At 71.9% G+C, this 24,515-nt stretch carries 18 protein-coding genes; 6 read left to right on the forward strand and 12 right to left on the reverse strand.

Annotated elements, in window-relative coordinates; translation table 11 throughout:
* Nucleotides 1-216: 216 nt before the first annotated feature.
* The 5 genes from ACZ7CD_RS20100 to ACZ7CD_RS20120 form a co-directional block, all read right to left on the reverse strand.
* On the reverse strand, nucleotides 217-1,383 hold the full coding sequence (locus ACZ7CD_RS20100; RefSeq protein WP_470379457.1) for a cellulose-binding domain-containing protein: 1,167 nt from the start codon (nucleotides 1,381-1,383) through the stop codon (nucleotides 217-219).
* Between the two features lie 277 nt (nucleotides 1,384-1,660).
* Nucleotides 1,661-2,161, reverse strand: a complete 501-nt coding sequence (locus ACZ7CD_RS20105) for a methylated-DNA--[protein]-cysteine S-methyltransferase (RefSeq protein WP_360393400.1) — start codon at nucleotides 2,159-2,161, stop codon at nucleotides 1,661-1,663.
* A gap of 76 nt (nucleotides 2,162-2,237) precedes the next feature.
* The gene (locus ACZ7CD_RS20110) at nucleotides 2,238-2,408 is read right to left on the reverse strand and encodes a hypothetical protein (RefSeq protein ID WP_470373479.1); all 171 of its coding nucleotides are present in this window, start codon (nucleotides 2,406-2,408) and stop codon (nucleotides 2,238-2,240) included.
* 231 nt (nucleotides 2,409-2,639) lie between these two features.
* Entirely contained in the window at nucleotides 2,640-3,536 is an 897-nt protein-coding gene (locus ACZ7CD_RS20115; protein ID WP_360393395.1) for a TIGR03619 family F420-dependent LLM class oxidoreductase, read from the reverse strand.
* 46 nt (nucleotides 3,537-3,582) lie between these two features.
* The gene (locus ACZ7CD_RS20120; RefSeq protein ID WP_470379458.1) at nucleotides 3,583-4,446 is read right to left on the reverse strand and encodes an NmrA family NAD(P)-binding protein; all 864 of its coding nucleotides are present in this window, start codon (nucleotides 4,444-4,446) and stop codon (nucleotides 3,583-3,585) included.
* Nucleotides 4,447-4,536: 90 nt separating this feature from the next.
* Here ACZ7CD_RS20120 and ACZ7CD_RS20125 point away from each other — a divergent pair, with 90 nt between their 5' ends.
* From ACZ7CD_RS20125 to ACZ7CD_RS20140, 4 genes are all read left to right on the forward strand, one after another.
* Nucleotides 4,537-5,151: a TetR/AcrR family transcriptional regulator gene (locus ACZ7CD_RS20125; protein WP_360393390.1), complete on the forward strand. Its 615-nt coding sequence runs from the start codon at nucleotides 4,537-4,539 to the stop codon at nucleotides 5,149-5,151.
* Between the two features lie 112 nt (nucleotides 5,152-5,263).
* On the forward strand, nucleotides 5,264-8,440 hold the full coding sequence (locus ACZ7CD_RS20130; protein ID WP_470379459.1) for a hypothetical protein: 3,177 nt from the start codon (nucleotides 5,264-5,266) through the stop codon (nucleotides 8,438-8,440).
* 2 nt (nucleotides 8,441-8,442) lie between these two features.
* A complete protein-coding gene (locus tag ACZ7CD_RS20135; protein ID WP_470379460.1) occupies nucleotides 8,443-12,492 on the forward strand; it encodes a hypothetical protein in 4,050 nt (1,349 codons plus the stop codon).
* Between the two features lie 12 nt (nucleotides 12,493-12,504).
* The gene (locus ACZ7CD_RS20140) at nucleotides 12,505-12,651 is read left to right on the forward strand and encodes a twin-arginine translocase TatA/TatE family subunit (protein WP_360393382.1); all 147 of its coding nucleotides are present in this window, start codon (nucleotides 12,505-12,507) and stop codon (nucleotides 12,649-12,651) included.
* Between the two features lie 55 nt (nucleotides 12,652-12,706).
* Here ACZ7CD_RS20140 and ACZ7CD_RS20145 read toward each other — a convergent pair whose 3' ends face one another.
* The 4 genes from ACZ7CD_RS20145 to ACZ7CD_RS20160 form a co-directional block, all read right to left on the reverse strand.
* The gene (locus tag ACZ7CD_RS20145; RefSeq protein WP_360393379.1) at nucleotides 12,707-12,865 is read right to left on the reverse strand and encodes a hypothetical protein; all 159 of its coding nucleotides are present in this window, start codon (nucleotides 12,863-12,865) and stop codon (nucleotides 12,707-12,709) included.
* A 70-nt stretch (nucleotides 12,866-12,935) separates the two neighbouring features.
* Complete coding sequence (locus tag ACZ7CD_RS20150; protein ID WP_360393377.1) at nucleotides 12,936-14,324, reverse strand: aminotransferase-like domain-containing protein; 1,389 nt, start codon at nucleotides 14,322-14,324, stop codon at nucleotides 12,936-12,938.
* Nucleotides 14,303-14,623, reverse strand: coding sequence for a hypothetical protein (locus ACZ7CD_RS20155; protein WP_360393374.1), 321 nt, complete (start codon nucleotides 14,621-14,623; stop codon nucleotides 14,303-14,305). The genes ACZ7CD_RS20150 and ACZ7CD_RS20155 overlap by 22 nt, the downstream gene beginning before the upstream one ends.
* Nucleotides 14,624-14,678: 55 nt before the next feature.
* The gene (locus tag ACZ7CD_RS20160) at nucleotides 14,679-17,438 is read right to left on the reverse strand and encodes an ATP-binding protein (protein ID WP_470379461.1); all 2,760 of its coding nucleotides are present in this window, start codon (nucleotides 17,436-17,438) and stop codon (nucleotides 14,679-14,681) included.
* Between the two features lie 177 nt (nucleotides 17,439-17,615).
* Here ACZ7CD_RS20160 and ACZ7CD_RS20165 point away from each other — a divergent pair, with 177 nt between their 5' ends.
* Nucleotides 17,616-20,024 (forward strand): hypothetical protein, encoded by a 2,409-nt coding sequence (locus ACZ7CD_RS20165; protein WP_470379462.1) that lies wholly within the window; start codon nucleotides 17,616-17,618, stop codon nucleotides 20,022-20,024.
* Between the two features lie 89 nt (nucleotides 20,025-20,113).
* Here the strand turns inward: ACZ7CD_RS20165 and ACZ7CD_RS20170 are convergent, their stop codons facing one another.
* Nucleotides 20,114-21,121 (reverse strand): glycosyl hydrolase, encoded by a 1,008-nt coding sequence (locus ACZ7CD_RS20170; RefSeq protein WP_360393365.1) that lies wholly within the window; start codon nucleotides 21,119-21,121, stop codon nucleotides 20,114-20,116.
* A gap of 189 nt (nucleotides 21,122-21,310) precedes the next feature.
* Between ACZ7CD_RS20170 and ACZ7CD_RS20175 the strand changes: the two genes are divergently transcribed.
* Nucleotides 21,311-22,345 carry a LacI family DNA-binding transcriptional regulator gene (locus tag ACZ7CD_RS20175; protein ID WP_360393363.1) on the forward strand — a complete coding sequence of 345 codons (1,035 nt, stop codon included), beginning with the start codon at nucleotides 21,311-21,313 and terminating at the stop codon, nucleotides 22,343-22,345.
* A gap of 13 nt (nucleotides 22,346-22,358) precedes the next feature.
* Here ACZ7CD_RS20175 and ACZ7CD_RS20180 read toward each other — a convergent pair whose 3' ends face one another.
* Entirely contained in the window at nucleotides 22,359-22,982 is a 624-nt protein-coding gene (locus tag ACZ7CD_RS20180) for a UbiX family flavin prenyltransferase (RefSeq protein WP_360393361.1), read from the reverse strand.
* Entirely contained in the window at nucleotides 22,979-24,514 is a 1,536-nt protein-coding gene (locus tag ACZ7CD_RS20185; protein WP_470379463.1) for a UbiD family decarboxylase, read from the reverse strand. Before ACZ7CD_RS20185 ends, ACZ7CD_RS20180 begins: the two co-directional genes overlap by 4 nt.
* Nucleotide 24,515 lies beyond the last annotated feature (1 nt).

Consider the following 24,515-nt stretch of genomic DNA (forward strand, 5'->3'; position numbering starts at 1 on the left):
CCAGGAAGTCGGCCTCAGGTGATTGGGAGCGCTCCCAGAATCAGTCCTAACAGTGGCGTAACACACAGTCAAGTCGAATGTCGTTCGATTGTGTCGAATTGCGGAGAAATTCAGCGCGGTGATTAGTCGATTTACGATTCGGCGATGGCCGAGTCCTGGCCGAGGTCGCGGGCGGCCGGCACGACGGGTCCCGATCGTGCCGGCCGTGTGGAGGACCTAGGAGCAGCCGACCCGCGACGCCGCCATCACGACGTCGTCGAACCACAGCGTGTCGTCACCGCTGCCGTAGCTCTCCCAGCCGAGCCGCAGATCGGTCAGTGCGGGCTTCCACCCGCTGCGGCGCAACCACTGCGCGTCGACGTCCGGAGTGGACACACCGTCCACGCGCAGACCCGGCACCTCGGTGCCGTTGACCCAGGTCCGCAGTTCCGAGCCGGTGATCCCGAACTCCACGCAGGTCCACCGGTCCACCGCCAGCGGGGTGCTCTGGGCGACCCCGTTGGGGCTCTGCTCCGGCAACGTGGCGTCGTCGGACTCGCGGTTCCACTGCAGGGCGCGGTTCTGGCCGCCCATGCGCAGGTCCTTGCCGCCGTCGGCGGTGTCCTTCATCGCCGCGAACGTCACGTGCGCCTCCGGCAGCGCGGTGGTGTGCCGCACGTAGAACCGGGTGTACAGGCTGGATCCGGTCGTCTTCCTGGGCGTCGCGAGGAACACGTGGTTGCAGTAGCCGGCGCGGCCGTTGACGCGGATCGACTTGCCGCCGCTGCGCGCGGTCGAGCTGTCGACGGTCGCGGTGCCGGTTCCCTGGCAGTTCGGGAACGTCAGCGACCAGTCACCGGCCGGCGTCGTCCCCGTCTGGTTCTCGAAGCCGTCGCAGAACGCGCCGCTCGGGCACCCAGGGGGCGGTTCCTGCGAGGTGGTCGTCGTGGTCGTGGTCGTAGTTGTCGTTGTCGTCGTCGGTGGGTTGGTGTCGTTGCACCGCACGCCGTTCAGGGTGAAGTCCACCGGTGTTTCGTTGACGCCCTGGAAGGTCCCCTGGAATCCGAACTGGACGGACGCCCCGGTCGCGATGCCGCGGTTGAACGCCTGGTTCCGCGCGGTCACGACCTTGCCGGACTGCGTGACGTCGGCGCTCCACCCGGAGGTGACGCGCTGGTCGCCGGCGAAGGTCCAGGTCAGCGTCCAACCGTCGATCGGGGCGCTGTTGTTGGTCACCTTGACCTGGGCGACGAAGCCGTTGCTCCACTGGTCGACCTGGTACCCGACCGCGCACGCCGGCGCGTCGACCGCCTGGACGGACACGGGGTTCGTGATGATCACGGCCGTCATGGCGGCTGCCACCGCCGCCGCCATGATCGCGAGACCGCTCTTTCTCCGGCGCATGTGCTGCTCTCCTGTCGTGGTCGACCGATGGCGGCGGTGAAGGCGTGCATCGCGGCAGCTCTCGCTGTTGTGGTGCTGCTGGCGGAGAAAGCGAGCGCGGACCACAGGGTTCGCTCTTCTTGAGCGATAAAGCAAGGCCCATCCGGGTTACCGGGACACCGGAGTCGGCCGTATCGCCCTGCCGCACCGGCCAGTTGCCGCACCCCGTGCCCGCTGACTGGCCTGGCCGCTGCCCTGGCGAGCCCTTGCTACTGTCGGCCGCGGTCACCACCGGCCTTCAGAACAGGCGGCCGTCCTGCTCCGGTGGAGGTTCTTCGAGGTCGAGCAGGTAGCGCTTGCGGCTCAGCCCGCCCGCGTAGCCGGTGAGGCTGCCGCGGGCGCCGACCACGCGGTGACAGGGCACGATGATGCTGATCGGGTTCCACCCGTTGGCGTTGCCCACCGCCTGAGCGGCGCCCGGATCGCCGAGCTCGGCGGCCAACTGGCCGTAGGTCCGGGTCTGGCCGTACGGGATCGACGTCAGCAGCGCCCACACGCTCCGTTCGAACGCCGAGCCCCGGGGCGCCAGTTCGAGGTCGAAGCTCCGCCGCTGCCCGGCGAAGTACTGGTCGAGCTGCCGGCGGGGCTCGTCGAACGCCGAGGGGTCGGCGTCACCGAGGTCGCCGAGGCGCGGAGGTCGCAGGTGGCCGTCGAAGTAGAGGCCGATCAGGGCCGAGCCCTCGCCGACCAGGGTCAGCGGCCCGACCGGTGAGTCGACGACGGTGTGGTGAACGTGCACGGTGAATCTTGGCCTGCTGCACCAAGTCCTGCCAAACACACTGCTCGCCGGACTGCGCCTCCACCAACTCGTCAGGTCACTTCTTCGGCGGAATCAGTCCCGCGCGGAACATCGCGATCACGGCGACGACGACGACCACGACCATCGGCAGGTAACGCAGCCAGAACTGGCCGGTCGCCTCTTCCAGAAAAGAGCCCGCCACACCTGCCAGCGCCCCGGCCAGCAGCAAGCCGAGCACGGCGAACACGCGGTTCCGTCGACTGGACACCTTCATGTCGGGATGATCTCCATTCGTCATCGAGCCCGTTTGCTGATCAGGTTGTACCGCCCCATCAGCGCGGGTGGCCTCACACCGGTCGGGTTTCCAGCCTGGTCGTAGCTGAACCCGGTCGGCTGACCGTTCGCGTTGGAAACTGTGTCCAGCAGCGCCTTCTGACCGGTGCGGGTACCGGCGATCGTCGGGCGGGTCCGTCCGCGCTCAGCGGCCGTTCTCCAGCACCGACTCGACCAGCTCCAGCACGTGGTCGACGTCGTCGGCGAGGTACATCAGGTCCACCAGCACGTGCCGGACCTCGGTCTCCGCCTCCACCCGCCTGATCAACGCGGCCACGTCGGCCACCGCGGTGGCGGAGCGGACCGACGGGTAGATCCGCAGGATCACGTCCAGCTCGGCCGGGTCGCGGCCCGCCTCGGCCGCCATGCCGCGGATCGCCGCCAGCGGGCGGTTCACCGCCGCCTCGACGTCGGTGGTGCGGGGAGGCACCAGCGCGGGCAGCCACCCGTCACCGCGCAGGGCCACCCGGCGCATCGAGGCGGGCGCGAACGCCGCCAGGTAGATCGGCGGGCGGCGCACCGGTTTCAGCGCGGCACGGGTCGCGGGCAGCGTCCAGTGCCTCCCCCGGTACTCGGCCGGGTCGGCGGTCCACAGCTGCTCCAGCACGTCGAGGGTCTCGTCGAGGCGGGTGCCGCGTTCGGACATCGGGACGTTCACCGCCTCGAACTCCTCCGGCGACCAGCCGATCCCCAGGCCGGGCACGAGCCGGCCGCCGCTGAGCACGTCGAGCGAGGTCAGCACGCGGCCGAGCAGCGCGGGCGGGTACCACGGGGCGTTGAGGACGTTGCTGCCGATGAGCACGCGTTCCGTGGCCGTGGCGGCAACGCTCAGCAGCACGAACGGGTCCAGGACGGCACGGAACTCGTCCGGGAAGCTCTCGGCCCCGTTGTGACCGGTCGTGGGGTTGACCGGCGACAGCAACCGGTCGATCACCCAGAGGCTGTCCGCTCCCAGCCCCTCGGCCGTGCGGGCGAACTCGGCCACCCGCGGCGCCTGCCAGGCCACCCCGCCCGCCTGCGGCAACGTGAAACCGATCTTCACAACGCCCCCGAACACAACGCCCCCGAACCCCGCACTGACGCGGCCATCAGCGGTTCACCGAGTCGCGCACGTAGTCGCGCAGCGTGCGCGGGGCACGGCCGAGCAGCCTGGTCATGGTCTCGACCTCGACGGGGTCGGTCCCGATCGGCGCCGCGCTGAGCAGCTCGAAGCTGCGGATCCAGTCCACGAGCTTCTGGCCGGAGAGCCTGCGTTCGAACGCCTTGCGCCACTCGGGGTCGGCACCGGTGTAGACGACCTCGCGGCCGAGCGCCTCCGCCCAGATCCGCGCGCTCTGCTCGCCGTTCAGCGACTCCGGCCCCAGCAACTGGTAGGCGCCTGCCTCGAAACCGGGGTCGGTGAGCGCGTTCGTGATCACCTCGGCGGCGTCGCGCAGGTCGATCCGGTTGACCCCGCCGGGGTGCAGCGGCGTCGGGAACACGCCCGCCTCGATGTCCGCGCGGAAGACCTCGTCGTTCTGGTCGAAGTTGGTGAGGCTGAACAGGGCGGGCTGGGTGTCGGTGCTCGCCAGGAACGCCGCGAGCGCCAGCTTCGGCCCGTAGGCCGGGATGGCACGGCTCGCCGCCGCACGCGCCTCGTCGTCCTCGACGTGGAAGCCGCCGAACGCCAGGCGGGCACCCGCGCGCTGGGCCTCCTCACCGAAGATCGTGGCGATCTCGACCTCGTTGGTCTCGTGCGGCGACACGTAGAACGCCGAGTCGACGCCCTTCAGCGCCGCCGCGACGGACTCCCGGTCGGCCAGGTCGCCCTGCACGACCTCCACGGTGCCGGGCAGGTTCGCCCGTTCCTTGTTGCGCACCAACGCACGCACGTCCACGTTGCGGCGCACGGCCTCTTCCAGGACGAGGCCGCCCACGGTGCCGGTCGCTCCGATGATCAAGGTCTTCGCCATGACACCCTCCGTTGATTGAAAGTCAGTGACTTGTAATCAATGAATACCGTCTCACTGACTTCGAGTCAACGAGCTGTTAGCGTGGAGCCCATGACCCGCGCCGCCTCCGCCGCCGCCACCAGGGAGAAGGTCCTGGCCGCCGCACGTGAGCTGTTCATGACCTCGGGCTACGACGACGTCAAGGCCGCCGACATCGCACGGGCGGCCGGCGTCGCGCACGGGTTGGTGTTCCACCACTTCGGCAGCAAGCAGGGCCTCTACGGCGAGGTGCTGTGCGCCATCGGGGCCGAGGTGCTCAACCTGCACGTCAGCGACCCGGCCGTGCCGCTGGGCAGGCGGATCCGCCAGTCCCACAAGGCGCACCTGACATACCTGGCCGCCCACCGCGACCTGGCGCTGAACCTCTTGCTGCAGCCGTGGGGCGTCGAGGAGTCGTTCGACCGCGTGCGCGACGACGGCAACCGGAAGCTGTGCGAGAACCTGGGACTGGACTTCGCACGACCGGCGGTCAGGGCCGTGATGCGGATGTACACGACGGCGGCCGACCAGCTTGCACGCGACCACCTGCTGAGCGAGCACGCGTTCGACGTCGACCAGGTCACGGAGATGCTCATGACCGTGCTCGCGGGCGCGCTGCGGGCGGCGCGGATCGCCGACCCGTCGCTGGAGGTCGAGAAGGCGCTGGAGGAACTGGCGCAGCCCTAGCCCGACCGCCGCGGGCAGTGGCCCAGCACAGCTCGACCGGTAGTGGACCTGCCGCCCCGCACGACCTCACCCGAGGCTGGAACGCACTTCCACGACCCGGTGAGGACGAGCGATGAGCGATGACGAACGGCCGGCGCACGACGAGGACAAGACCGTCAGCCGCCGCCGGTTCCTGTACCTGACGGGTGCGGGCGGTCTGGTGCTGGCGGTCGCGAGGGCCGGCGGGACAGGACCCGGCGAGACGACGGCGGACGTCGCACTCACCGCCACCGCCACCCGCACGCTGCACCTGAGGCGCCGCGAGGACGCCCTCAACCTCAGGATCGACCTGTTCAACGCCGACCTGGCGGCGAACGGGACGGAGCTGCACAAGGTCGCCGCGGGCAGTGCGTTCATGGTGGTGCACTTCCCGCCGCAGGCCGTGCTGGAGAAGCAGCTCGCCGCTCCGCTGACCAGTGGCGACCTGCCGCTCGCCACCAGGGTCGCCGGACCGAGCCGGCTGGCCTTCGACATCACCTCCGCCCTGCCGATGGCCACGACGGTGGACGCCCTGCTGGCGTGGGCCGCGTTCACGCCGCGGCTGACCGCGACCGCCACCGCCACGCAGACCGCGTCCGCGCTCGTGGCGCCGATCGACACCGAGACGGCGCTGGAGATGCCGTGGCGGGTCCTGCTGTCCCCCGACGAGAACCAGGGGTGGCGGCACTCCGCGGGACCGGTGACGCGCAACGGGTGGACCGAGCTGTGGCACACCCGGCTCGCGGCCAGGACCGGCCAGGAGAACGCCGAGGCCCGTGCGCTGCGGGCGATCTGGCTCGCGGACCCGCAGATGGCGTCGTGGGTGCGCACTCCGTCGTCAGTGCCCGAAGCCGACGACGTCCTGCACGTGCTCGGGCCGAGGCAGCGGTTCGCGCTCGTCCGCCTGAGCGCCGATCCGACGCTGCGCACCGGGCTGGACCCGTCCCTGCCCAAGCCCGTCGAGGCCACCGGGGTGGCGTTGAGCAGCCTCGGCGCGACCTTCGAAGCCGAGGGGACGTGGAGCTACCCGTCCACGAGCTCGTTGCAGCTCCGAGGGTGGCAGCACAAAGCCAGTCTCGGACGTGACCACCTGGTGCGCACCGAGAACGCGGGATTCCTGTTCCCGTACGGACATCGCGCCTCGCTGGTCGACGTCGCGGAACGCCGGTTCGGGCGCAGGCCCAACCCCGACGGCACGCCCGGACCGTGGTACGCCTACCTGCACCGGACCCAGCACATCGTCGTGCAGCAGACGAGACGCACCTACTGGGCCGACACCACGCTCGCACGGCGCGGGCGCGAGGTGCCGTTCGCCGCGATCGAGGTCCTCACGCGCATCACCCCGCCGCTGGCCACACCGCAGGACTTCGCCGGCGGTCGGATCGCCACCTCGTTCATCCCGAAGGCAGCGTCGGCATCGACGACGCCGCTCCCCTTCCACCTGCGCGGCGTCGACCACGACGGGCAGGAGGTCGACTTCACCGTGCCGGTGCTGTTCGTGCCGGACTCCACGACCACTTCGCAGAACGCGGACGACCTGCTCGACGCGATCCACACCGCCTACAACACCCGCACCACCACCGAGGTCCTCGCCCTGCGGACCGCGGAGACGGGCGGGCACAAGGTCGCGCTGGCGCACCGCGGCACCTACCCGGCCGGCAGCACCGCGAGCAACGTGGACCGGATCGTGTTCGGCTCCGCGAAGACGACCGGCCAGGTTCCGTTCCACCCCGTGCTGGAACGGGCCGTGGTGCGGTTGCCGGAGGTCGCCGCGCTGACCGGCGGGGCGGTGGGGGCGACACCGTTCGAGTACGCCGAGGCCTACCTCGTCAACGGGATCGACCACTCCACGAACAACCCCGGCGGGGTCTACCTCGCGCTGCACCCGGCAGCGCCGCAGACACCGCTCGCGTTCTCGGCCGCCGCCACCGGTGGCATGGCGACGCCGAGCGGTGACATCAAAGCCATGTCCGCCAAGAACGGTCCGGTCACCGTCGTGCCGGTCGACGCGGCCAAGGAGGTGTACGACCCGGCGAAGATGTTCGGTGACGTCACCAAGGCCAAGGTGCTCGGCGGCGTTCCCGTCAAGGACCTGCTGCCCGCGCTCACCTCACCGCCGGCGTCCATTCCGGACAACGCCCCCAGGATGAGCCACCGGCTGCGCGACGACATCGGCGCCCACGAGTGGACCATGCTCTGGACGCCGAAGATCGAGGCGGGACCCAAGGCGCTGCCGGTGTTCGAGCCGCTGGGGACGACCGACCCGCTCACCGTCCTCGCCGTCTACACGCACCCGGTCGACGCGGGCGTCGAGTCCGGCTACCGCGTCAACGCCGAGCTGCGCGACTTCGCCCTGCACCTGTTCGGCACCACCGGGCCGCGGCGGATCATCTCGCTGGAGTTCGACTTCCTGCGGTACTCCTCTGGCAGCGGCAGCAAGACGGCCGTGGACTGCGGGCTGCGCGAAGTCAGCTTCCACAACGCCTTCAAGTACGTCGAGGAACTGGCCGAGCTGTGCTCGTTCCTGGGCAGCAAGCTGGAGATCACCGCGGGCACCGGTGGCGTCGAGGCGGGACTGCGGTTCGCGGTGCCGACGATCCCGCTGGGAGTGCTGCAGATCAGCGAGCTGACGGTGCACGCCGCCGTGGCCATCCCGTTCGACGGCAGCGCGGTGCGGGTGAACTTCGACCTGAACACCCGCGAACGGCCGTTCTCGTTGCGCATCTTCGGGTTCACCGGCGGCGGCTACGCCGGGGTGGCGCTCGGGGCCGACGGCCTGGAACGGCTGGAGGTCGGCTTCGTCTTCGGCGCGGCGCTGGCGCTCGACCTGGGCGTCGCCAGCGGCGGCATCGAGGCCCTCGGCGGCATCTCGTACCTGCTGGAGAAGGTCGAGGTCGTCGAGAACGGCACCGAGGTCGTGCGCCAGCAGGCCGGTCTCGCTGCCTACCTGCGGATGCGCGGCAGCCTGCGGTTCCTCGGCCTGGTGTCCGTGTCGGTCGAGTTCTACCTCGGCCTCACCTACCAGGAGAAGGCCGACGGCAGCTCGGTGCTCGTCGGCGAGGCGAGCATCACCGTGTCCATCGAGCTGTGGCTGTTCAGCGAGACGTTCACCGTCCGCACCCGCCGCGAGTTCGCCAAGACGCCCGCACCGTCGGCCCGGCGCGCGGCCCTCGCCGCCGCACCCGAGCTGCCGGCCCACCCGTTCGGCGCCGCCTTCACCCAGCAGGACTGGGCCGGGTACTGCGCCGCGTTCGCCCCCGTCGGAGCCTGATCATGAGCAAGCAGACCATCACCTGGACCGTCCTGCCCGGCGGGGTCACCGCCGGCCTGGACCTCGTCCGGTTCTCCGTGCACGTCGCGCCGCGGCTGCTGCCCACGGCCGGCTCCGCGCAGCTGAGCGCCTTCCCCGACTGGACCGACTGGCCCGCCAGGGTGGCCGCGGCGGCGTTCCAGCTGGAGTTCCCCGGTGTCCTCGACCAGAGCGGCAGACCCGTGCGCGCCACGGCCAGACGCGTGTCCACACCGGTGAGCCGGCACTGGACCGCGTTGTTCACGCCCACCTCGCACGTCCAAGGGCACGCGCTGACCCGGTTCGCCCGCCGGCGCATCCGCTCCTACCCCACCCAGCACGTGCGCGACTTCGTGCACCAGCGCTACGGGCGGTTCGGCGCGCGGTTCCCCGAGGAGTTCCCGACGCTCGACGAGCTCACCGCGAGCGACGCGTTCGGTGCCGTCGGGTTCGAGTTCGACGGCGACCACTCCGGACCCGGCCTGGACCGCAAGCAACGGCTGCGCGACCGGCTGGAGGCCCTGTTCAGCCTCGACCCGCAGGACCCCGCGCGGTGGGCGGTGCCGTTCCGGCCGGGCGACGCCTCGACCGCCGACGGTGTCGCGCTGACGTTCCTGCAGGCCGAGCGGTTCCACCGCAGGCGCGCGCCGGTGACCGGCGACCTGCCGCCGCTGGCCGCGCCGAAGCTGGACTTCCACCAGGCCGTCGCGATGACCCGCGAGCACCACCACCTCCAGCGGCTGCTGGGACTGGTCCTCGACTTCGAGTCGGCCGATCCGGCCGTGCTGAACCTGGTGCGCGGCAACGAGCGGGTCACCGGTGTCCGGGTGGTCACCGACCTGAAACCGTTGCTGGGCAGCGAGTCCGAGGTGCACGTGCGGCCGCTGATGCGCTGCCGGATCGGCAAGGGCGCGCGGCACGTGTTCGCCGCGAGTCCGCTCGACACCGACAGCGACCTGCGCGACGGGCTGCTGCGGGTCGGCGAGACCGACCGGTTCGCCGTGGTGCAGGTCGACCCCGACGCCGCGGCGCTGGCCGTGCGGCAGTTCGCCGACACGGTCACCCGGCTGCGGGTCGAGCGCGGCGGGCAGGTGGTCAAGCGCAGTGCGACCACACCGGACGAGCACGCGCTGCCGGCGTTGCGCACGGCCGGCTTCTCGGTGGGCCGACTGTCGCGGGCGGTCCGGCTGGCGCAGAAGGTCGAACGCGGCCGGCAGGTCAACGACGCGGCGTTCACCTCCGGCGGTGACAAGATCACCGACGACGTCGAGCTCACCGCCGACGACGTCGTGCGCGGCTACCGGTGGGACGTGCGCGACGAGACCGCCGGCCAGTGGTTCTCCCTGATGTGGCGCGACGGCGCGTACGTGTTCGTGCGCAGCGGTGACGAGAACGTGAAGGTGCTGGAGGAGACGGCCGCGCAGACCGCGCCCACGACCTCCGGTGCCGGCGGCGACGAGGACCTGTACCTGCAGGAGTCGCTGGTGCACTGGGCGGGCTGGAGCCTCGCCGTCGGCCGGCCCGGCAAGTCGCTGGCCGGCGACAACGGGCTCGCCGACGGCAGCGGGTCAGCCGACCCGGACTTCCCGTTCCGCACCACGTTCGGTGCCCGTGCGCTGCCGCGGCTGCGGTTCGGGCGCCGCTACCGGCTGCGGGCGCGGGCGGTGGACATCGCCGGCAACTCGCTGACCACCGAGCAGGCCGACGCGCTCACCGACTCGGCGCTGAGCACCGCGGCGGAGACGTTCCGCCGGTTCGAACCGGTCTCCGCTCCCGAGGTGCTGCTGCGGTCGGTGCCGGGTGCGGCCGAGTCGCTGGAGGTGATGGTGCTGCGCGGCAACACCGGTAGCGACACGAACGTCGGCACCGCCGACCGGCACGTGCTGCCGCCGCGCACCACCGTCCAGGTCGCCGAGCAGCACGGCATGCTCGACCGGACCACCACCGGCCGGCCGGTGGACGCCGTCGCCTACGCCGACCTGGCCGCACGGGACGCCGCCGCGCTGGAGCAGCACGCCTCGGCGCGCACCCTGCCGGCACCCGCTGACCGGCACTGGTACTACGACACCGACCAGCTGCCCGTTCCCCACCTGCCGGAACCGCTGGCGCGGCGCATCCTCGTGCGCGGACTGCCCGGCGCCACCACGTCCACGACGATCACCGCGGCCGACCCGGCGACGTGGCCGAACGCCAAGGGTTTCCGCATCCGCCTCCAGCAGGGCACGGCGGGCTGGTCGTGGAACGGGACCGACCGCGTGCTGACCGTGCGGCTCATGCCGGGCGACAGCTACCGGCTCCAGCTCTCCGCCCAGTTCGACGCGGCCGACCTGGACCTGATGGCGCTGTGGCCGCTGGTCGAGCAGGGCGCTGCCGAGTGGAACGCCGCCCACCCCGGCAACCAGGTCAACGTGACCGCGCTGCGGCAGTCGGTCGTCGGCGGACGGCACTGGATGTTCACCCCGGCCAGGTCGCTGACCCTGACGCACGCCGTGCGCACCCCGCTCGCCGTACCGGGCATCGGCTCCGTCACCGCTCGGCGGCCGGTCGAGGGGCAGGCCGGCTCGACGCACGTGGTGCTCGGCCCGTCCGTGCAGGTCAGCCGCAAGAGCACCAGCAGCGTGGAGTTCGCCGGAAGCTGGCGGATGCCGGTGGACGACGGCGTCACGGAACCGGTGCTCGACCGCGCGTTCCGGGCCGCGCCGATCACCGTGCCGGTCAGCCAGGTGCACGGGCCGGCGCCGGCGACGGAGACCCTGGAGTTCCAGGCACGGCACGAGTTCGGCGACACCAAGCACCGCCGCGTGCGGTACGAGGCGCGGGCGGTGACCTGCTTCAGCGAGTTCTTCCGCGAACGCAGGGAGATCGCCTTCAGCGGCACGCAGCACACCCTCGGCGTGCCGGTCGACCCCGCCCACCTGGTCGTGGCCGACAGGGACACGCACCGGCAGTACCGGCAGGCCCCGCCGGGGAGCAGCCCGGAGCACGCGTCCGGCGACTACGTGGTCACCGACGCGGCCACCGGCACGTTCCGGCGCACCAACGGCGGCAGCCTCACCACGGGCCGCACGCTGGAGGTGTCGTTCGTCCGCCCGGACACGCGCAGCGCGCCTGCGGTGCTGGAGCAGAACATCCCCAGCACCGCCCGTCCGGCCGCGCCCAGGATCCGCCAGGTCCTGCCGGTCTTCCGCTGGGAGAACCCGGCGCCGGGCCAGAGCGTGCGGCGCGGCGGCGGGCTGCGGGTGTACCTGGAGCGGCCGTGGTTCTCCAGCGGTGACGGGGAGAAGCTCGCCGTGCTCATGTGGCCGGACACGGTCAACGACGCACCGGAGCACCTGCGCAACGTCGTCACGGCCTGGGGCGCCGACGCGGCGATGCACTCGACCGTGATGCCCGACGACGTGACCGCGAGCTCGTTCCCGCAGGCCGCGATCTACGGCACGGGCATGGCGGTGCCGGAGTTCCCGGACACCCAGCTGAAGTTCGCCGCGTACGACGTGGCCTACGACTCGGCGCGCGGGCTGTGGTTCTGCGACATCCGCATCACCCGCACCGGTGACGACCCGCTGAAGAGCTACTTCCCGTTCGTGCGCCTGGCGTTGGCCCGCTACCAGCCCAGCTCGATCCCCGGCCACCACCTGTCCGCGGTGGCGACCGCGGACTTCACCCAGCTCGCACCGGACCGGGCGGTCGTGGTCACCGGCAGCGGCTCCACCCGGACCGTGCAGGTGACCGGTCCCGGTCCCTCGCTCACCCACTCGGGCCGTCCCAACGAGGTCAGGGTGACCGTGGAGCGGCAGCTCGACGGCGTGACCGACCCGGTGCTGCGCTGGCAGCCCGCCGGCGGCGGCTTCGCCACCACGATCTCCACCCCGGTCAACGACAGCGGCGTCCACACCTGGACCGGCACGGTCACGCTGCCCACCGGGGCCGGGGCGCTGCGGCTGGCCGTCGAGGAGTTCGAGGTCCACCGCGACGGCAACGGCGGCACCGCCGCCACCCGCCTGGTCCACACCGACACCGTCGCACTGTCCTGAAAGGAGTGTGCCGTGCCACTGGGCATGACGGAGATCCTGCTCGTGCTGCTCGTCGTGGTGCTGCTGTTCGGCGCGAGCCGACTGCCGAAGCTGGCCAGGTCCATCTCGGACGCCCGCAGGGAGCTGCGCCGCGGCGGCGATGACGACAGCAAGTCCTGACACGGCACGGCGCCGTCCCCCTCCGCAGAGGGGAACGGCGCCGTGCCTGCTCGTCTCAGGCGCTGCCACCGCCCTCGCCGCCACCGCCCTCGCGCTCGGCGTCCTGCTGCGCCACCGGGTCGGCACCGGTCACCGCTGCCGCCGGTCCCGCGGTGACCGCGAATGCCGCGGCCAAGGCCAGTGCGGCCGCCAGAACTGCTTTGCGGACGTTCATGAGAACCCCTCCCCTTCGTTCTTCCTGCGTTCGCCGCGCGGACTGCGCGGGAGTCGTCGAGCGGCCCGCACTACAGGCCGCACGCCCGGTCGGTGACGGCGTGGTCGGCGCGCAGCACGGTGGTGAGCGCGTCCAGTGCCGTGCGCAGCGCCCGGTCGGACAGGTGCCCGTGCCCGAACACCAGTGCGTTGCCCGCCGGGCGGCCGGGCAGGTGGTAGGCCGCCAGCACCGGCACCACCACGCCGCGCAGGCGCAGCTCGGCCTGCACCTGCGCGGCGCGGACGTGGTCGGGCAGGTGCACCACGACCACGCCCGGCACACCCGGTGCCGCGAGCCGCAGGGGCGCGAGAGCCGCGCGCACCAGGACGTCCTTGCGGGCGAACGACCGCTCCAGCCGCCGCAGCCTGCGCGTCACGTGCCCCTCGGCCAGCAGGTGCGCCATGGCGGACTGCGCCACGGCGGAGGGCTGGTCGTGGCCGCGGCGCACGCTGCGCGTCACCTCGTCGGCGCGGCTGCGGTGCACCAGCACGTAACCGACGTGCAGCGACGGGTCGAAGACCGTGCGGAAGTCGCCCACCACCACGACCCGCGGGCCGGCCAGGTGCAGCAGCCTCGGCAGCGGTGCCGCGGACGGCGCGATGTGGTCCACCGCCACCGCCACCACGTACCCGTCCTCGCGCCGGGCCCAGTCGGCCAGCTGGCCGCGGCGCAACGCGGGCAGCACCGCGCCCGCGGGCACCTGCCCGTCAGGTGAGACCACGACGGCCGTGCAGGACGGCGGCACCACACCGGTCCACTGGCCGTCCCGGTCCGCGGGCAGCGCCACGGCCGTGGCCCCCGCGTACTCGACCGCCTGCCCCAGCGCGGGCGGTGCCGGGTCCTGCACCGCGACGCGTCCGCGACCGGCCAAGGCGGCCAGCACGTGCTGCACGCCCTGCGGCACACCGGTGGTGATCAGCACCTCGTGGTCGTCCGCCACCAGGCCGCGCGTGCGGCGCAGGTGCTCGACCACCGCCTGGCGCAGCTCCGGCAGCCCACCGGCGGGCAGGTCGCACGTCAGCGGCGGCTGGAAGCTCGCGTGCCGCCACGCCGCACGCCACGCGGCCAGCGGGAAGTCGTCGCGGGTGGCCTGACCCGGCGTGCAGTCGACCAGCTCGGCACCGGCCTTCGGCGCGGGCAGCGTGCGCACGGCGGCCGTGCGGCCCGCGACGTAGGTGCCCGAACCGCGGCGGCTCTCCAGGTAGCCGCGCGAGTAGAGGATCTCGTAGGCCGCCAGCGCCACGCCGCGCGAGACGTCCAGCCGCTCGGAGAGCGTCCGGGTGGACGGCAGCCGGTGGCCGCTGGCCAGCTGACCCCGGTCGACCGCCGCGGCGAGCTGGTCGGCCAGCTGTTCCTGCAACGGCCTGCCGGTACCGCGGTCCAGCCCGATCGGGACCGTCAGGCTCTCCTGGTCGCGCATCGTTCCCCCTGTCCTGCGAACGCCTCCCCGGCCGCGTCCAGACCGACCCGCGTCGCCTCGACGATCCGCTCGAAGGGCACCCCGGCCCTGCGGAAGGTCAGCTCCAGGTGGTCCGGCGTGCCGCCGCCGAAGAGGCCGAAATAGGTGTCGTCGCCCGGTATCGCCAGGCAGCAGACGAATGCCGTGGTTCCCCTACCAGCGGCCACCACGGAGCACATCGCCGCGGCGACCTCCTCCGCGGCCGCGCCGGGCAGGTAGCACTCCACCAGGAACAGCTGACCCGCCGGCTCCGTCGTCATGCGGTCAAGCCTGCGGCGGGGACACCCCCGCGGGAATCGGGGAACGACCCCACAGTCAGTCCCGCGGCTCCCGCAGGAACCCCAACCGGCTCAGCTCGCGCCGGGTGCGCACACCGGTCTTGCGGTAGATCCGGCTCAGGTGCGCCTCGACGGTCTTGGTCGTCACGTACGCCGCCGCGGCCGCCTCGCGGTTGCTCAGCCCGCCGGCCACGAGCCGGGCGATGTGCAGCTCGGTCGCGGTCAGGCCGTGCTCGTCGTCGCGGCGCAACCCCAGCCGGCTCAGCTCCGTGTCGGCCTCGGCCGCCCACCGGCGTGCGCCCAGCCGTTCGAACTCCTGCCTGGCGGCCAGCAGCAGCTCCCGCGCCAGGAGCTTCTCCTTGCGGCGCCTCATGATCCGGCCGCGCACGAGGTCGGCGCGGGCGCGTTCGAAGGGCATCGGCAGCTCCGGCGCTGCCTCCGCCGCCTCCTGCGCGCCCGCGAGGTCCCCGCGCGCCATCCGCACCACGGCGGCGGATCGGGCGGCCACCGCGGTGACCCACGGGCGGGGCGCGCGGTCGCGGCGCAGCTCCAGGTCCGCGAGCAGCGCCTCGGCCTCCGCGACCAGCCCCAGCTCCGCGCTCACCTCCACCAGGTCGCTGTACAGGGAGCTGAGCGGGAAGTCGCCCAGCCCGACCGCCGCGCACAGCTCCAGCGCGGCGAGCAGGTGCTCCCTGGCCGCCGCCGGTTCGTGCCGGGACAGCTCGGTGAAGCCCAGCACGGCCCGCAGGTGCACGGTGACCCACGAGTCGTCGAGGTCGGTGGCGATGCGCAGCCCCTCCGTCGCCGCCTCCCAGGCCTCGTCGTGGTCGCCGCGGTGGGCGTCGACGAGGGCGCGGGTGTAGAGGGCGTAGGCGACCCACGGTCGTTGCCCGGTCTGCTCGGCGGCGTCGACGGCTTCCGCTGCCTCCGCGGCGGCCAGTGACCAGTCACCCAGCCAGACGTCCAGCTCGGCCAGGTGCACCAGCTCGTGCACGGCGATCGCCTCGTCGCCCCGGTCCAGCGAGGCGCGGCGCGAACCGGCGAACTCCTGCCGCCCGCGCACCGGGTCGGTGTACTTGGCGACCACGCGCAGCAGGCTGCGGGCCGCCCGCGCGTCCCGGTTCTGGGCCGTCGGCGAGACCAGCTCCGCGGCCCGCCGCAGGTAGTCGTGGTGCAGGCCCAGTCCGGCGAGCAGCTTGTAGTAGGCGCTGCTGACGAGGATGCACGCCACCAGGTCGTCGGGCGCCTCCGCCTCGTGGCCGGTGATCTCGTCGAGCGCCTGGTGGGTGTTGCGGTAGCGCTCGGCGGTGTCGTTCTGGCAGAACAACGACCGGCGCAGGTACGTCGTCGCGCGCAGCACCGGGTTGTCCCCCGCGCAGGCCAGCGCCTCATCGCTGAGCGCGGTCGCCTCCACCGGGCCGCCGCCGAAGAACACCGCGACCGCGAGCTCCAGCAACGCCACTGCGCGGTGCGGGCCGACGGGCAGATCGGCCACCGCCGCCTCGAACAGCTCTCGGGCCCGTTGCGCGTCCCCCGCGGAGAACAGGCACTGCGCGGCGGCGACCCGCAGCCCGGCCCTGCGTTCCGGTTCGGTGACGTGACCGGCCGCCAGCTCCCACAGCCGGGCCGCGTTCTCGAGCGCACCGCGCTGCTGGGCCAGGTGCGCGGCCTCGCCCAGGGCGTCGGCCACCTCGGGAGCGGGGCCGCTCGCCCCGAACGCCAGGTGCAGGGCGCGGGTCTCCGGGTCGTCCAGCACCTCCGCGAGCCGCCGGTGCACCCGGCGGCGGCGCCCGTTCGGCGCGGCCGAGTAGACGGCGGACCGCAGCAGCGGGTGCGTGAACCGGACGGCGCCCGCCAGCACCTCCACCACACCGTGGTCCTCCGCGTCGGCCAGCGCCTCGTCCGCCGACTCGGCGTCGCCCATGGCGCGGGCGACCAGGTCGACGGTGGGCTGCGCCAGCGCCGAGGCGTAGAGCAGGGCCTCCCTGCTGTGGGCGGGCAGCGCGACCATCCGGTCGGTGAGCAGCTCACCCAACGCGCGCGGGGTCGGCAGCGGAAGTCCTGGCGCACCACCGTCGTCCAGCACACCGGCGAGCTCCAGCGCGTAGAACGGGTTGCCGCCGCTGGCCCGCTGGAGGCGGACGAGCGTGGGCCGGGGCAGCGGCGCACCGACCGCACCGCGCACCAACCGGTGCAGCGCGCCGATGCTCAACCCGCTCAGCCGCAGGTGCACCAGGTGGTCCTGCCCGGCCAGCCCGAGCGGCGCGGCACCGCCGTCCCCGTCGCGCACGGACACCACGACCGCCACGCGTTCCCCGGCCAACCGGCGCACCACGTACGCGAGCACCCGGCCGCTGGACTCGTCCAGCCACTGCACGTCGTCCACGGCCAGCACGAGCGGTGCGGTGGCGGCCAGCGAGCGGACGACGTTGAGCGCGGCCAGGCACACCGCACGCTGGTCACCCGCGCCCTCGCCGGCCTGGCGGCGCAGCAGCGCCACCTCCAGCGCGGTGCGCTGTGGTTGCGGCAGAAGCGTGAAAGCGCTGTCCGGCAAGCGGTCGAACAGGTCGACCAGACCGCCGAACGCCAGCTGGGCCTCCGACTCGACCGGACGGCACGACAGGACCGTGCAGCCGCGCTCCGCCGCGTCGGCCAGCACCCGCTCCCACAGCGCGCTCTTGCCGATCCCCGCCTCGCCGGACAGCAGCAACCGCGCGGTGCGCTCCTGCGCCCGTGCGAGGACCTCCGCCGCCGCAGCGAGTTCGCGCTCCCGTCCCACCAGCTGCGAACCGGCCACGCTCCCCCTTCCGCCCGCCACAACGGTAATGGCGCCGGTGATCTCCCGCGCGGATTTTTCGGCGACCTCCCGCAGTGGTCCACCCCTTCCGCGGGGGCAGTGGGCCTGTCCGGTCCGGCGTCGCGCGGCGATCGTTGTGCTTCCAAGCCTTTTTCGACACCCGAGGAGTGGTGAGCGATGTCTGCAGCGAAGGCGCGTGCCCGGTGGGTGACCGCACTGGTCGTGCTCACCGCGAGCGGCCTGGTCACCGGCGCCCCGCCGGGAGCGCACGCCGCGCGAGGACCCGAGGCCTGCGCGCTGAGACCGAACCCGCACGTCTCCGACCGGCACCAGTGGCGCAGCTGCGTGTCCGTCTCGGCCGGGCTCGCCGCCCTGCCCGCCGTGGGCGAGTCCGCGGTGCTGACCGTGGAGGTCGCCGCCCAGTTCGCCCGCCCCGACGTGCGCGTCGAGGTGGACCTGCCGGCGGGCCTTGAATGGGAACAGGTGCCCGCGGGCCTCGGCAGCCGCCAGGTCACCCCGGCCACGCCCGCCGACCGCGGCGGGGTGCGCCGCGCCGAGGGTGGCACGGCGTTGGCCGCGGGCGGCACCCAGCGGTTCACCGGCCGGGTCAGGGCCACCGCGGCCGGTCCCGCCGACATCGCGGTGCGCGCGGTGTCCGCCGGTGACGAGCACTCCCCGATCCCCGCCGACCACGTGTACCTCACCGTCGCCGACCGCGGCGGCAAGTCCTCCCCCGGCATGGCGGGCTCCGCGCACACCACCACCGCACCGGCCGTGGTCACCGCCGGTCGCGTCGCCCCGCAGCTGACCCACCGCCCCGCCGCCACCACCCCCGCCAGGCCCACCGCTCAGGTCGAGGGGACCACCGCGCTGGCCGGAACGGCCTGCGTCACCGGCGGCTGGGCCTACACCGACAACCTCGCCGTCGTCCGCAGCTCCCCCAACTACGGGGTGCAGGTGTGGGACCGCGACGTCAACGACGCCCACGACCTGCTCGGCGTGGTCGCCACCGACGGCGCGGGCAACTACTCCGTCTGCTTCGACAACACCGACACCGACGGCGGTGTCGCCAACGGCGGCCAGGACATCTACGTCCGGTTCGTCGCCGAGAACAACATGTGGCGGGTGCAGGAGACCGGCACCGGCACCGTCTACTCCTACGACAGCCCGGTCGCGGCCAACCTCGCCACGGGCACCACGCACAACTTCGGCCAGCTCCAGCCCGGTGACCCGCTGCACCAGCGCGGTGTGCAGGCCTACGACGCCATCAACGACTTCTGGAACTGGAAGCCGGGCGCCTGCTGGGACGCCAACGACGCCGGCGGCGCGACCTGCCCGCGGGTGGTCGTGAACTGGCGCTGGGACTCGGTCACCGGCACCTACTACGACCCGCCCACCCGGCAGATCCACCTGATGGCCAACGACCCGAACTCCCGCGACGTCACCGTGCACGAGGCCACGCACTCGGTGATGGACGACGTCTACGAGTTCAGCCCGGTGCCCGGCGCCGGTGGCCCGCACGGCGTCCACACCCACGGCACCGCGGGCCTGGCCTGGGTCGAGGGCTTCGCCGAGTGGACCCCCGTGCAGGTCTACAACGACCCGGTGTGGAACTGGGCGGACGGCAACTGGATCGACCTGGAGAGCGCCACCTGGGGCTCGACCTGGAACCCGTGGTGGGGCAGCTTCCCGTGGGAGAACGGCGACACCGTGGAGGGCCGCGTCGCCGGCGCGCTGATCGACCTGTCCGACAGCACCGACGAGGCACCGTGGGACCGGCTGGCCGAGAGCGGCCGCAACCCCGGCAACATCTGGACGACGTTCCTGAACCACAAGTCCAACACGTTCGCCGAGTTCTGGGCCCACCGCACCGCCGACGGCTTCAACACCGCGGCCAACGGCGGCCTCGCGTCCCTCTACCAGAACACCATCGACTACACCTTCCGCGACCCGCTGGCCAACAACACCGCGGTGTCCCGGCCGACCCCGGTGCCGCACAACTTCTCCTTCAACACCACCACCAATGCGTGGTCCGTGGTGGCCCTGCGCTCACCGGCGGGCGCCGACTACGACCTGCGCGTGTACGACGACAAGGCCCAGACCGTGCAGAAGGGCGCGAGCCTGGCCGCCGGTGTCGTGGACTTCGTGGCGATCAACTCCAACTCGGGGACGACGCCGCTCGGCGACTTCTACCCGCGCGTCAACGCCTCCTCCGGCACCGGCGGCTACAGCCTGGAGCTGGCCCAGGGCTCGACCACGTTGCCCGCGGCGTCCGCGCAGTCCATCGCCATGTCCAGCACCAAGGTCGTGGCGGTGCGCGACACCAGCCTCACCGCGGGCGTGCCGGTGACCATCAAGGTCACGCCGGGCAGCGCCTCGCAGGACGCGGAGCTGTTCCTCGTCGGTTCGGTGGCCGGCCAGTCCGCCACCTACGTCCGCAGCCGCACCAGTGTCGCCGCCGGTGCCGCGATCGGCGGTCCCGGCGCGGTGGAGACCATCACGTTCACCCCGCCGACCACCGGCTGGTACGGCGTGGTGCTGGTGAACAAGGCGGGTAGCGGGACCTACACCCTGCAACGCCTCTGACCGCACGGTCGTGACGCGGGCCAGGACCTCCTGGCCCGCGTCGCCGCCGGAGCCGGCGTCGTGGAGCGCACCGGCAGCACCCGCCGGCGCTACGCGCCCGGGATCGTGAACTCGCCCTGGTTCAGCGTGCGCGGGTGGAAGTAGGCGGTCTGGACCTCCGCCGCCGTGTTGTTGCCGCGCAGGTGCTCCGACCAGATCATGAAGTAGCTCCACCGGGTCTGGGCGTCCAGGAACGCCGCGCTCGGCGCCTTCCCGGTCTCGGCGAGGGCGATCGGCTTGCCGGCGGCGATGTTCTGGACCTGCTGGTAGTCACCGGAACTGGGCAGGCCCTTGTACCAGACGTCGAGGGACACGACGTCCACGTACTGCGCGCCGGGGTAGTACGCGGCCCAGTTGCCGGCGGGGTTGTCCTGGACGTTCCACACCCAGATGAGGTTGTCGAGCCCCTTGCCCACCAGGTGGTCGCGGGTGATCTTGTAGAGCTTCGCGCTGCCCTCCGGTCCCGGCCGGTTGCCCCACCAGTTCCAGGCCTCGTTCATCTCGTGCAGCGGCCGGAACAGGACCGGCACACCCGCGTTCTTGAGCTGCTGCAGGTAGGGCACGACCTCGTCCAGGCGGCGCTTCCAGGCGTTGTTGAGCGCGGTGCCGCTGGTGACCACCTCGGTGAACTGGCTCTGGCCGATCTGCGTCTTCACCCCGCCGTCGAACTGGCAGGTGCTCGGGCCGGTGGGCGTGCACACGTGCCAGGTCAGGGCGACCAGGGACCCGTTGGCCCACTCGACCTTCGCCTGGTCGACCACCCGCTGCCGGTTCGCCACGTCCTCAGGCCGGAACATCAGGTCACCACCCCACAGTCCGGGGTACTGGCCGGTGATGTCCTTGACCTGCTGGGTGTACTGGCCGGGGTTGCTCGCCGGCTCCTTGTTGTGCTGGCCGGACACGACGTACCGGCCGGTGACCGAGCCCAGGTAGTCGATCACCTGCTGCCGTGACGACCTGGGGAACGCCTGCGCCGGCGGTGACACCGTGGCCAGGGCGGTCAGGACAACAACCAATGCCGCGCCGAAACGCTGCGGCGCTGTCTTCGTGTGTCGCACTCGCTCTCCTCCTCGTCGACCCCGCACCTCGTTCGGGCGGGACTGCGCGGTGGCTGCGGCGGCGAGCCGATTGACTAAAGCGCTTTATTTGTTTGTCTGCTCGAAGATAGACGCGTTCATCAGCTATGTCCATCGAACGCTTTAGCTACCTGCTAGGTTGAGATCACCAGCCAACGAGGAGGTCCGGGGTTGAAGCGGCCGACGATCTCCGACGTCGCACGCCGCGCGGGCGTGTCGATCAGCGCGGCGTCGTTCGCCCTCAACGGCCGCCCTGGGGTCTCCGACCGCACCCGTCAGCGCGTCCAGCGCGCTGCCGACGAGATCGGCTGGCACCGCAACAGCGCGGCCCGCGTCCTGTCCGGCGGCACCACGAACGTGATCGGTCTGGCACTCCCCCGCCCCGCCACGACCCTGGGCGTGGAACCGTTCTTCATGGAGCTCGTCAGCGGCATCGAGTCGGTGCTGGCCGCCCCCGGCTACGCGCTGATGATGCAGGTGGTGGCGAACGCCGACGCCGAGCTGGACGTCTACCGGTCCTGGTGGGGCGGCCACCGCGTGGACGGCGTGATCGTGGTCGACCTGCGCGCCGACGACCCCCGCATCCCCCTGCTGGAAGAACTGGCCCTGCCCACCGTCGTGGTCGGCGGCCCCACGGGCACCGGCACCCTCCCCCACGTCTGGGCCGACGACGCCGCAGCCGCCACCGACACCGTCGGCTACCTGGCCGCCCTGGGCCACCGCCGCATCGCCCGCATCGCCGGCCTCCCCGACCTGCTCCACACCCGCCGCCGCGACGAGGCGTTCCACACGGCAGCCACGTCGTGCACCCTCGACTCGGCCGACGTCGTGCACACCGACTACACCGGCCTGGAAGGCGCACAGGCCACCCGCCGGCTGCTCAGCTCCCCCACTCGCCCGACGGCGATCCTGTACGACAACAGCATCATGGCCGTGGCGGGCATGTCGGTGGCCGACGAGATGCGGCTCTCCGTTCCCGCGGACCTCTCGGTCGTGGCGTGGGACGACTCGCAGCTGTGCCAGGTGATGCGGCCGGCGATCACGGCACTGGCCCGGGACGTGGCCGGGTACGGGGCGCGGGTGGCGCGGTTGATGCTCGACGTGATCGCCGGCGGGGACGTGGAGGGTGCGGTGGAGGTGCCGGCTCCTCGGCTCGTGCCGCGGTCGACGACGGCGTTCGCGCAGCGCGGCCTGAGTCCCCGCTGAGTGCCTGTTTCCCCTATGCCCAGCGGGGAAACGCTCCGGTGTCGAGGTCGAAGAGATCCAGGACACGACCCACGGTGTGGTCCACGACGTCGTCGAGCGTCCGCGGGCGGGTGTAGAAGGCCGGCACCGTCGGCGCGATGATCGCACCGTTCTCAGTGGCCGTGGCCATGTTCCGCAGATGCGTCAAGGTGAGAGGCGTCTCCCGCACCATCAGGACCAGACGTCGACGCTCCTTGAGCGTGACTTCGGCTGCCCTGGTCAACAAGGTGTCGCACACACCGGTGGCGATCTGCGCCAGCGACTTCACAGAGCACGGAGCGACGATCATGCCTCTGGTGCGGAACGAACCACTGGAAATCGCGGCTGCCATGTCGGAGGGGCTGTGGTGGACATCCGCAAGCGCGGCGATCTCACGCACCGACAGGTCGCACTCGTAGGGCAGCGCCTTCCGGGCACCGACGGAGATGACCAGGTGGGACGGTATCTCCAACGTTCGCAGGACCTGGAGCAGACGGATTCCGTAGATCATCCCGCTGCCGCCGCTGATCCCGACCACCACGGGCAGGTCGCGGCCGCGATGAAGCTCGTCCAGGTGGCGACGGTGCTGCCCGTTGACACTCAGCTCCCCCATGGTCATGCGAGCGAACCTCCGTTGCCTGCCCGGCGGTCGCCGTACAGGTCGACGAGGACCTTGTGACGCAGCTCCACCGGGTAGTTGTCGGCGAACGCGGTGCTCCGCGACGCAAGTAGGTCAGCAGGGGTCAAACAGTCCAGCACTTCGACCGGGCCGCGTGCGGCCTTGCGTTCCGCGTCGTCGTAGGACACGACCCCCGCCGGGATCCGCTGGTCGGTGACGACCTGACGTCCGGTGGCAGGGTGGCACCGGGTTGCCCAGGCCCACATCAGATCGCGGTGGTCGGACAGCTCGATGTCCTGGTCCAGCACCATCAGCCTGTTGATCCACCAGCCCGCGTGAACGGCGCCAGGTGCCTTGCACACCTCCAGCACGCGCCGCGCCAACTCGGACGAGGTTGCCTTGGTGCGTTGCCGCCAGTCCGGTGCAACCGACACCGCGAGCATGGTGCATCCGCTTTCTGGAACGACCCAGGCGGACGTGATCGGCAGTCCGGCTGACCGCAGCTCGTTCAGGAGGACGGCGGCGATGGCGGGTCCGCAGATGGTGTGGTCCTCGTCCACGGGTTTGCCGCCGCAGACGACCGGCAGGATCGGGTCGTTTCGATGAGTGATCGCGGTGATGTGGTAAACCGGGCGCAACTTAGTACCTGAGCCGAGATAGCCGTGGTACTCACCGCTCGGTCCCTCCGGCCAGGTCTCGTCCATGTCCAGGTAGCCCTCGATGACGAGCTCCGAGGAAGCGGGAACGTCGACGTCCACCGTCTTGCACCGCACGGTCTTCATCGGCTCGCCGAAGTAACCACCGAGGAAGTCCGCCTCGTTCACGCCGTCGGGCAGGGGCATCCCGCCCACGAACAACGCCGCGGGCGGTGCTCCCTGCACGAGTGCGAACGGCATCGGCTCGCCTCGCTCCTGCCACATCTGGCGGATGACGTTGTTGTGCTGGTCCCCGCTGACCACACCCGTCATGCGCCGACCGTCGATCAGCATGGCGCGGGCGACCGACCAGTTCGTCCACTTCCGGTCAGGGCTGTTCAGCACGAAGATGCCCAGCGTGTTTATGTATCGGCCACCGTCTCCGACGTGCAGCAGCGGAACCGGCAGATCGGTCAAGTCCGCGTCGTCGCCGAGCAGGACGTTTTCCTGACAGGGCGCCTCTTGCACCACGACCGGGGCAATCGGATCGTTGCGCAGTGCGGCGGAGAGCTCTTCGACGATGCGCGGACCGGGTGTCGCCGGGTCCAGCCCCAGCGCGACCGCGACTCTGGCCATCCTGGCACCGGGATCAGAGCTGTAGGCCAGAGGAGCGCCGGCCACGCGGTACCCGTCGTGGCCCAGGATGTTGGTGAACAACGGCGCCGGAGCACACGTCTCACTGCTGTGCCGGATGATCGCGCCGATCTCCAGGTCCGTGTCGACCTTCCAGTCGATCTCGCGCAGATCACCGAGCTCGTCCAACACTTCCAGGTAGTCGCGAAAGCTCCTGGAGCCGTTCCTCGGCTCGGGACGGATGGCCACGGCTGGTTCCCCCATC

It is taken from the genome of Lentzea sp. NPDC036949 (assembly GCF_055608075.1).

What these genes read in the sequence shown, in the direction of transcription:
- ACZ7CD_RS20100 (WP_470379457.1), bottom strand. Translation starts at nt 1,383, where the DNA reads ATGCGCCGGAGAAAGAGCGGTCTCGCGATCATGGCGGCGGCGGTGGCA.
- ACZ7CD_RS20120 (WP_470379458.1), bottom strand. Translation starts at nt 4,446, where the DNA reads ATGGCGAAGACCTTGATCATCGGAGCGACCGGCACCGTGGGCGGCCTC.
- ACZ7CD_RS20125 (WP_360393390.1), top strand. Translation starts at nt 4,537, where the DNA reads ATGACCCGCGCCGCCTCCGCCGCCGCCACCAGGGAGAAGGTCCTGGCC.
- ACZ7CD_RS20130 (WP_470379459.1), top strand. Translation starts at nt 5,264, where the DNA reads ATGAGCGATGACGAACGGCCGGCGCACGACGAGGACAAGACCGTCAGC.
- ACZ7CD_RS20135 (WP_470379460.1), top strand. Translation starts at nt 8,443, where the DNA reads ATGAGCAAGCAGACCATCACCTGGACCGTCCTGCCCGGCGGGGTCACC.
- ACZ7CD_RS20145 (WP_360393379.1), bottom strand. Translation starts at nt 12,865, where the DNA reads ATGAACGTCCGCAAAGCAGTTCTGGCGGCCGCACTGGCCTTGGCCGCG.
- ACZ7CD_RS20150 (WP_360393377.1), bottom strand. Translation starts at nt 14,324, where the DNA reads ATGCGCGACCAGGAGAGCCTGACGGTCCCGATCGGGCTGGACCGCGGT.
- ACZ7CD_RS20155 (WP_360393374.1), bottom strand. Translation starts at nt 14,623, where the DNA reads ATGACGACGGAGCCGGCGGGTCAGCTGTTCCTGGTGGAGTGCTACCTG.
- ACZ7CD_RS20165 (WP_470379462.1), top strand. Translation starts at nt 17,616, where the DNA reads ATGTCTGCAGCGAAGGCGCGTGCCCGGTGGGTGACCGCACTGGTCGTG.
- ACZ7CD_RS20180 (WP_360393361.1), bottom strand. Translation starts at nt 22,982, where the DNA reads ATGACCATGGGGGAGCTGAGTGTCAACGGGCAGCACCGTCGCCACCTG.
- ACZ7CD_RS20185 (WP_470379463.1), bottom strand. Translation starts at nt 24,514, where the DNA reads ATGGGGGAACCAGCCGTGGCCATCCGTCCCGAGCCGAGGAACGGCTCC.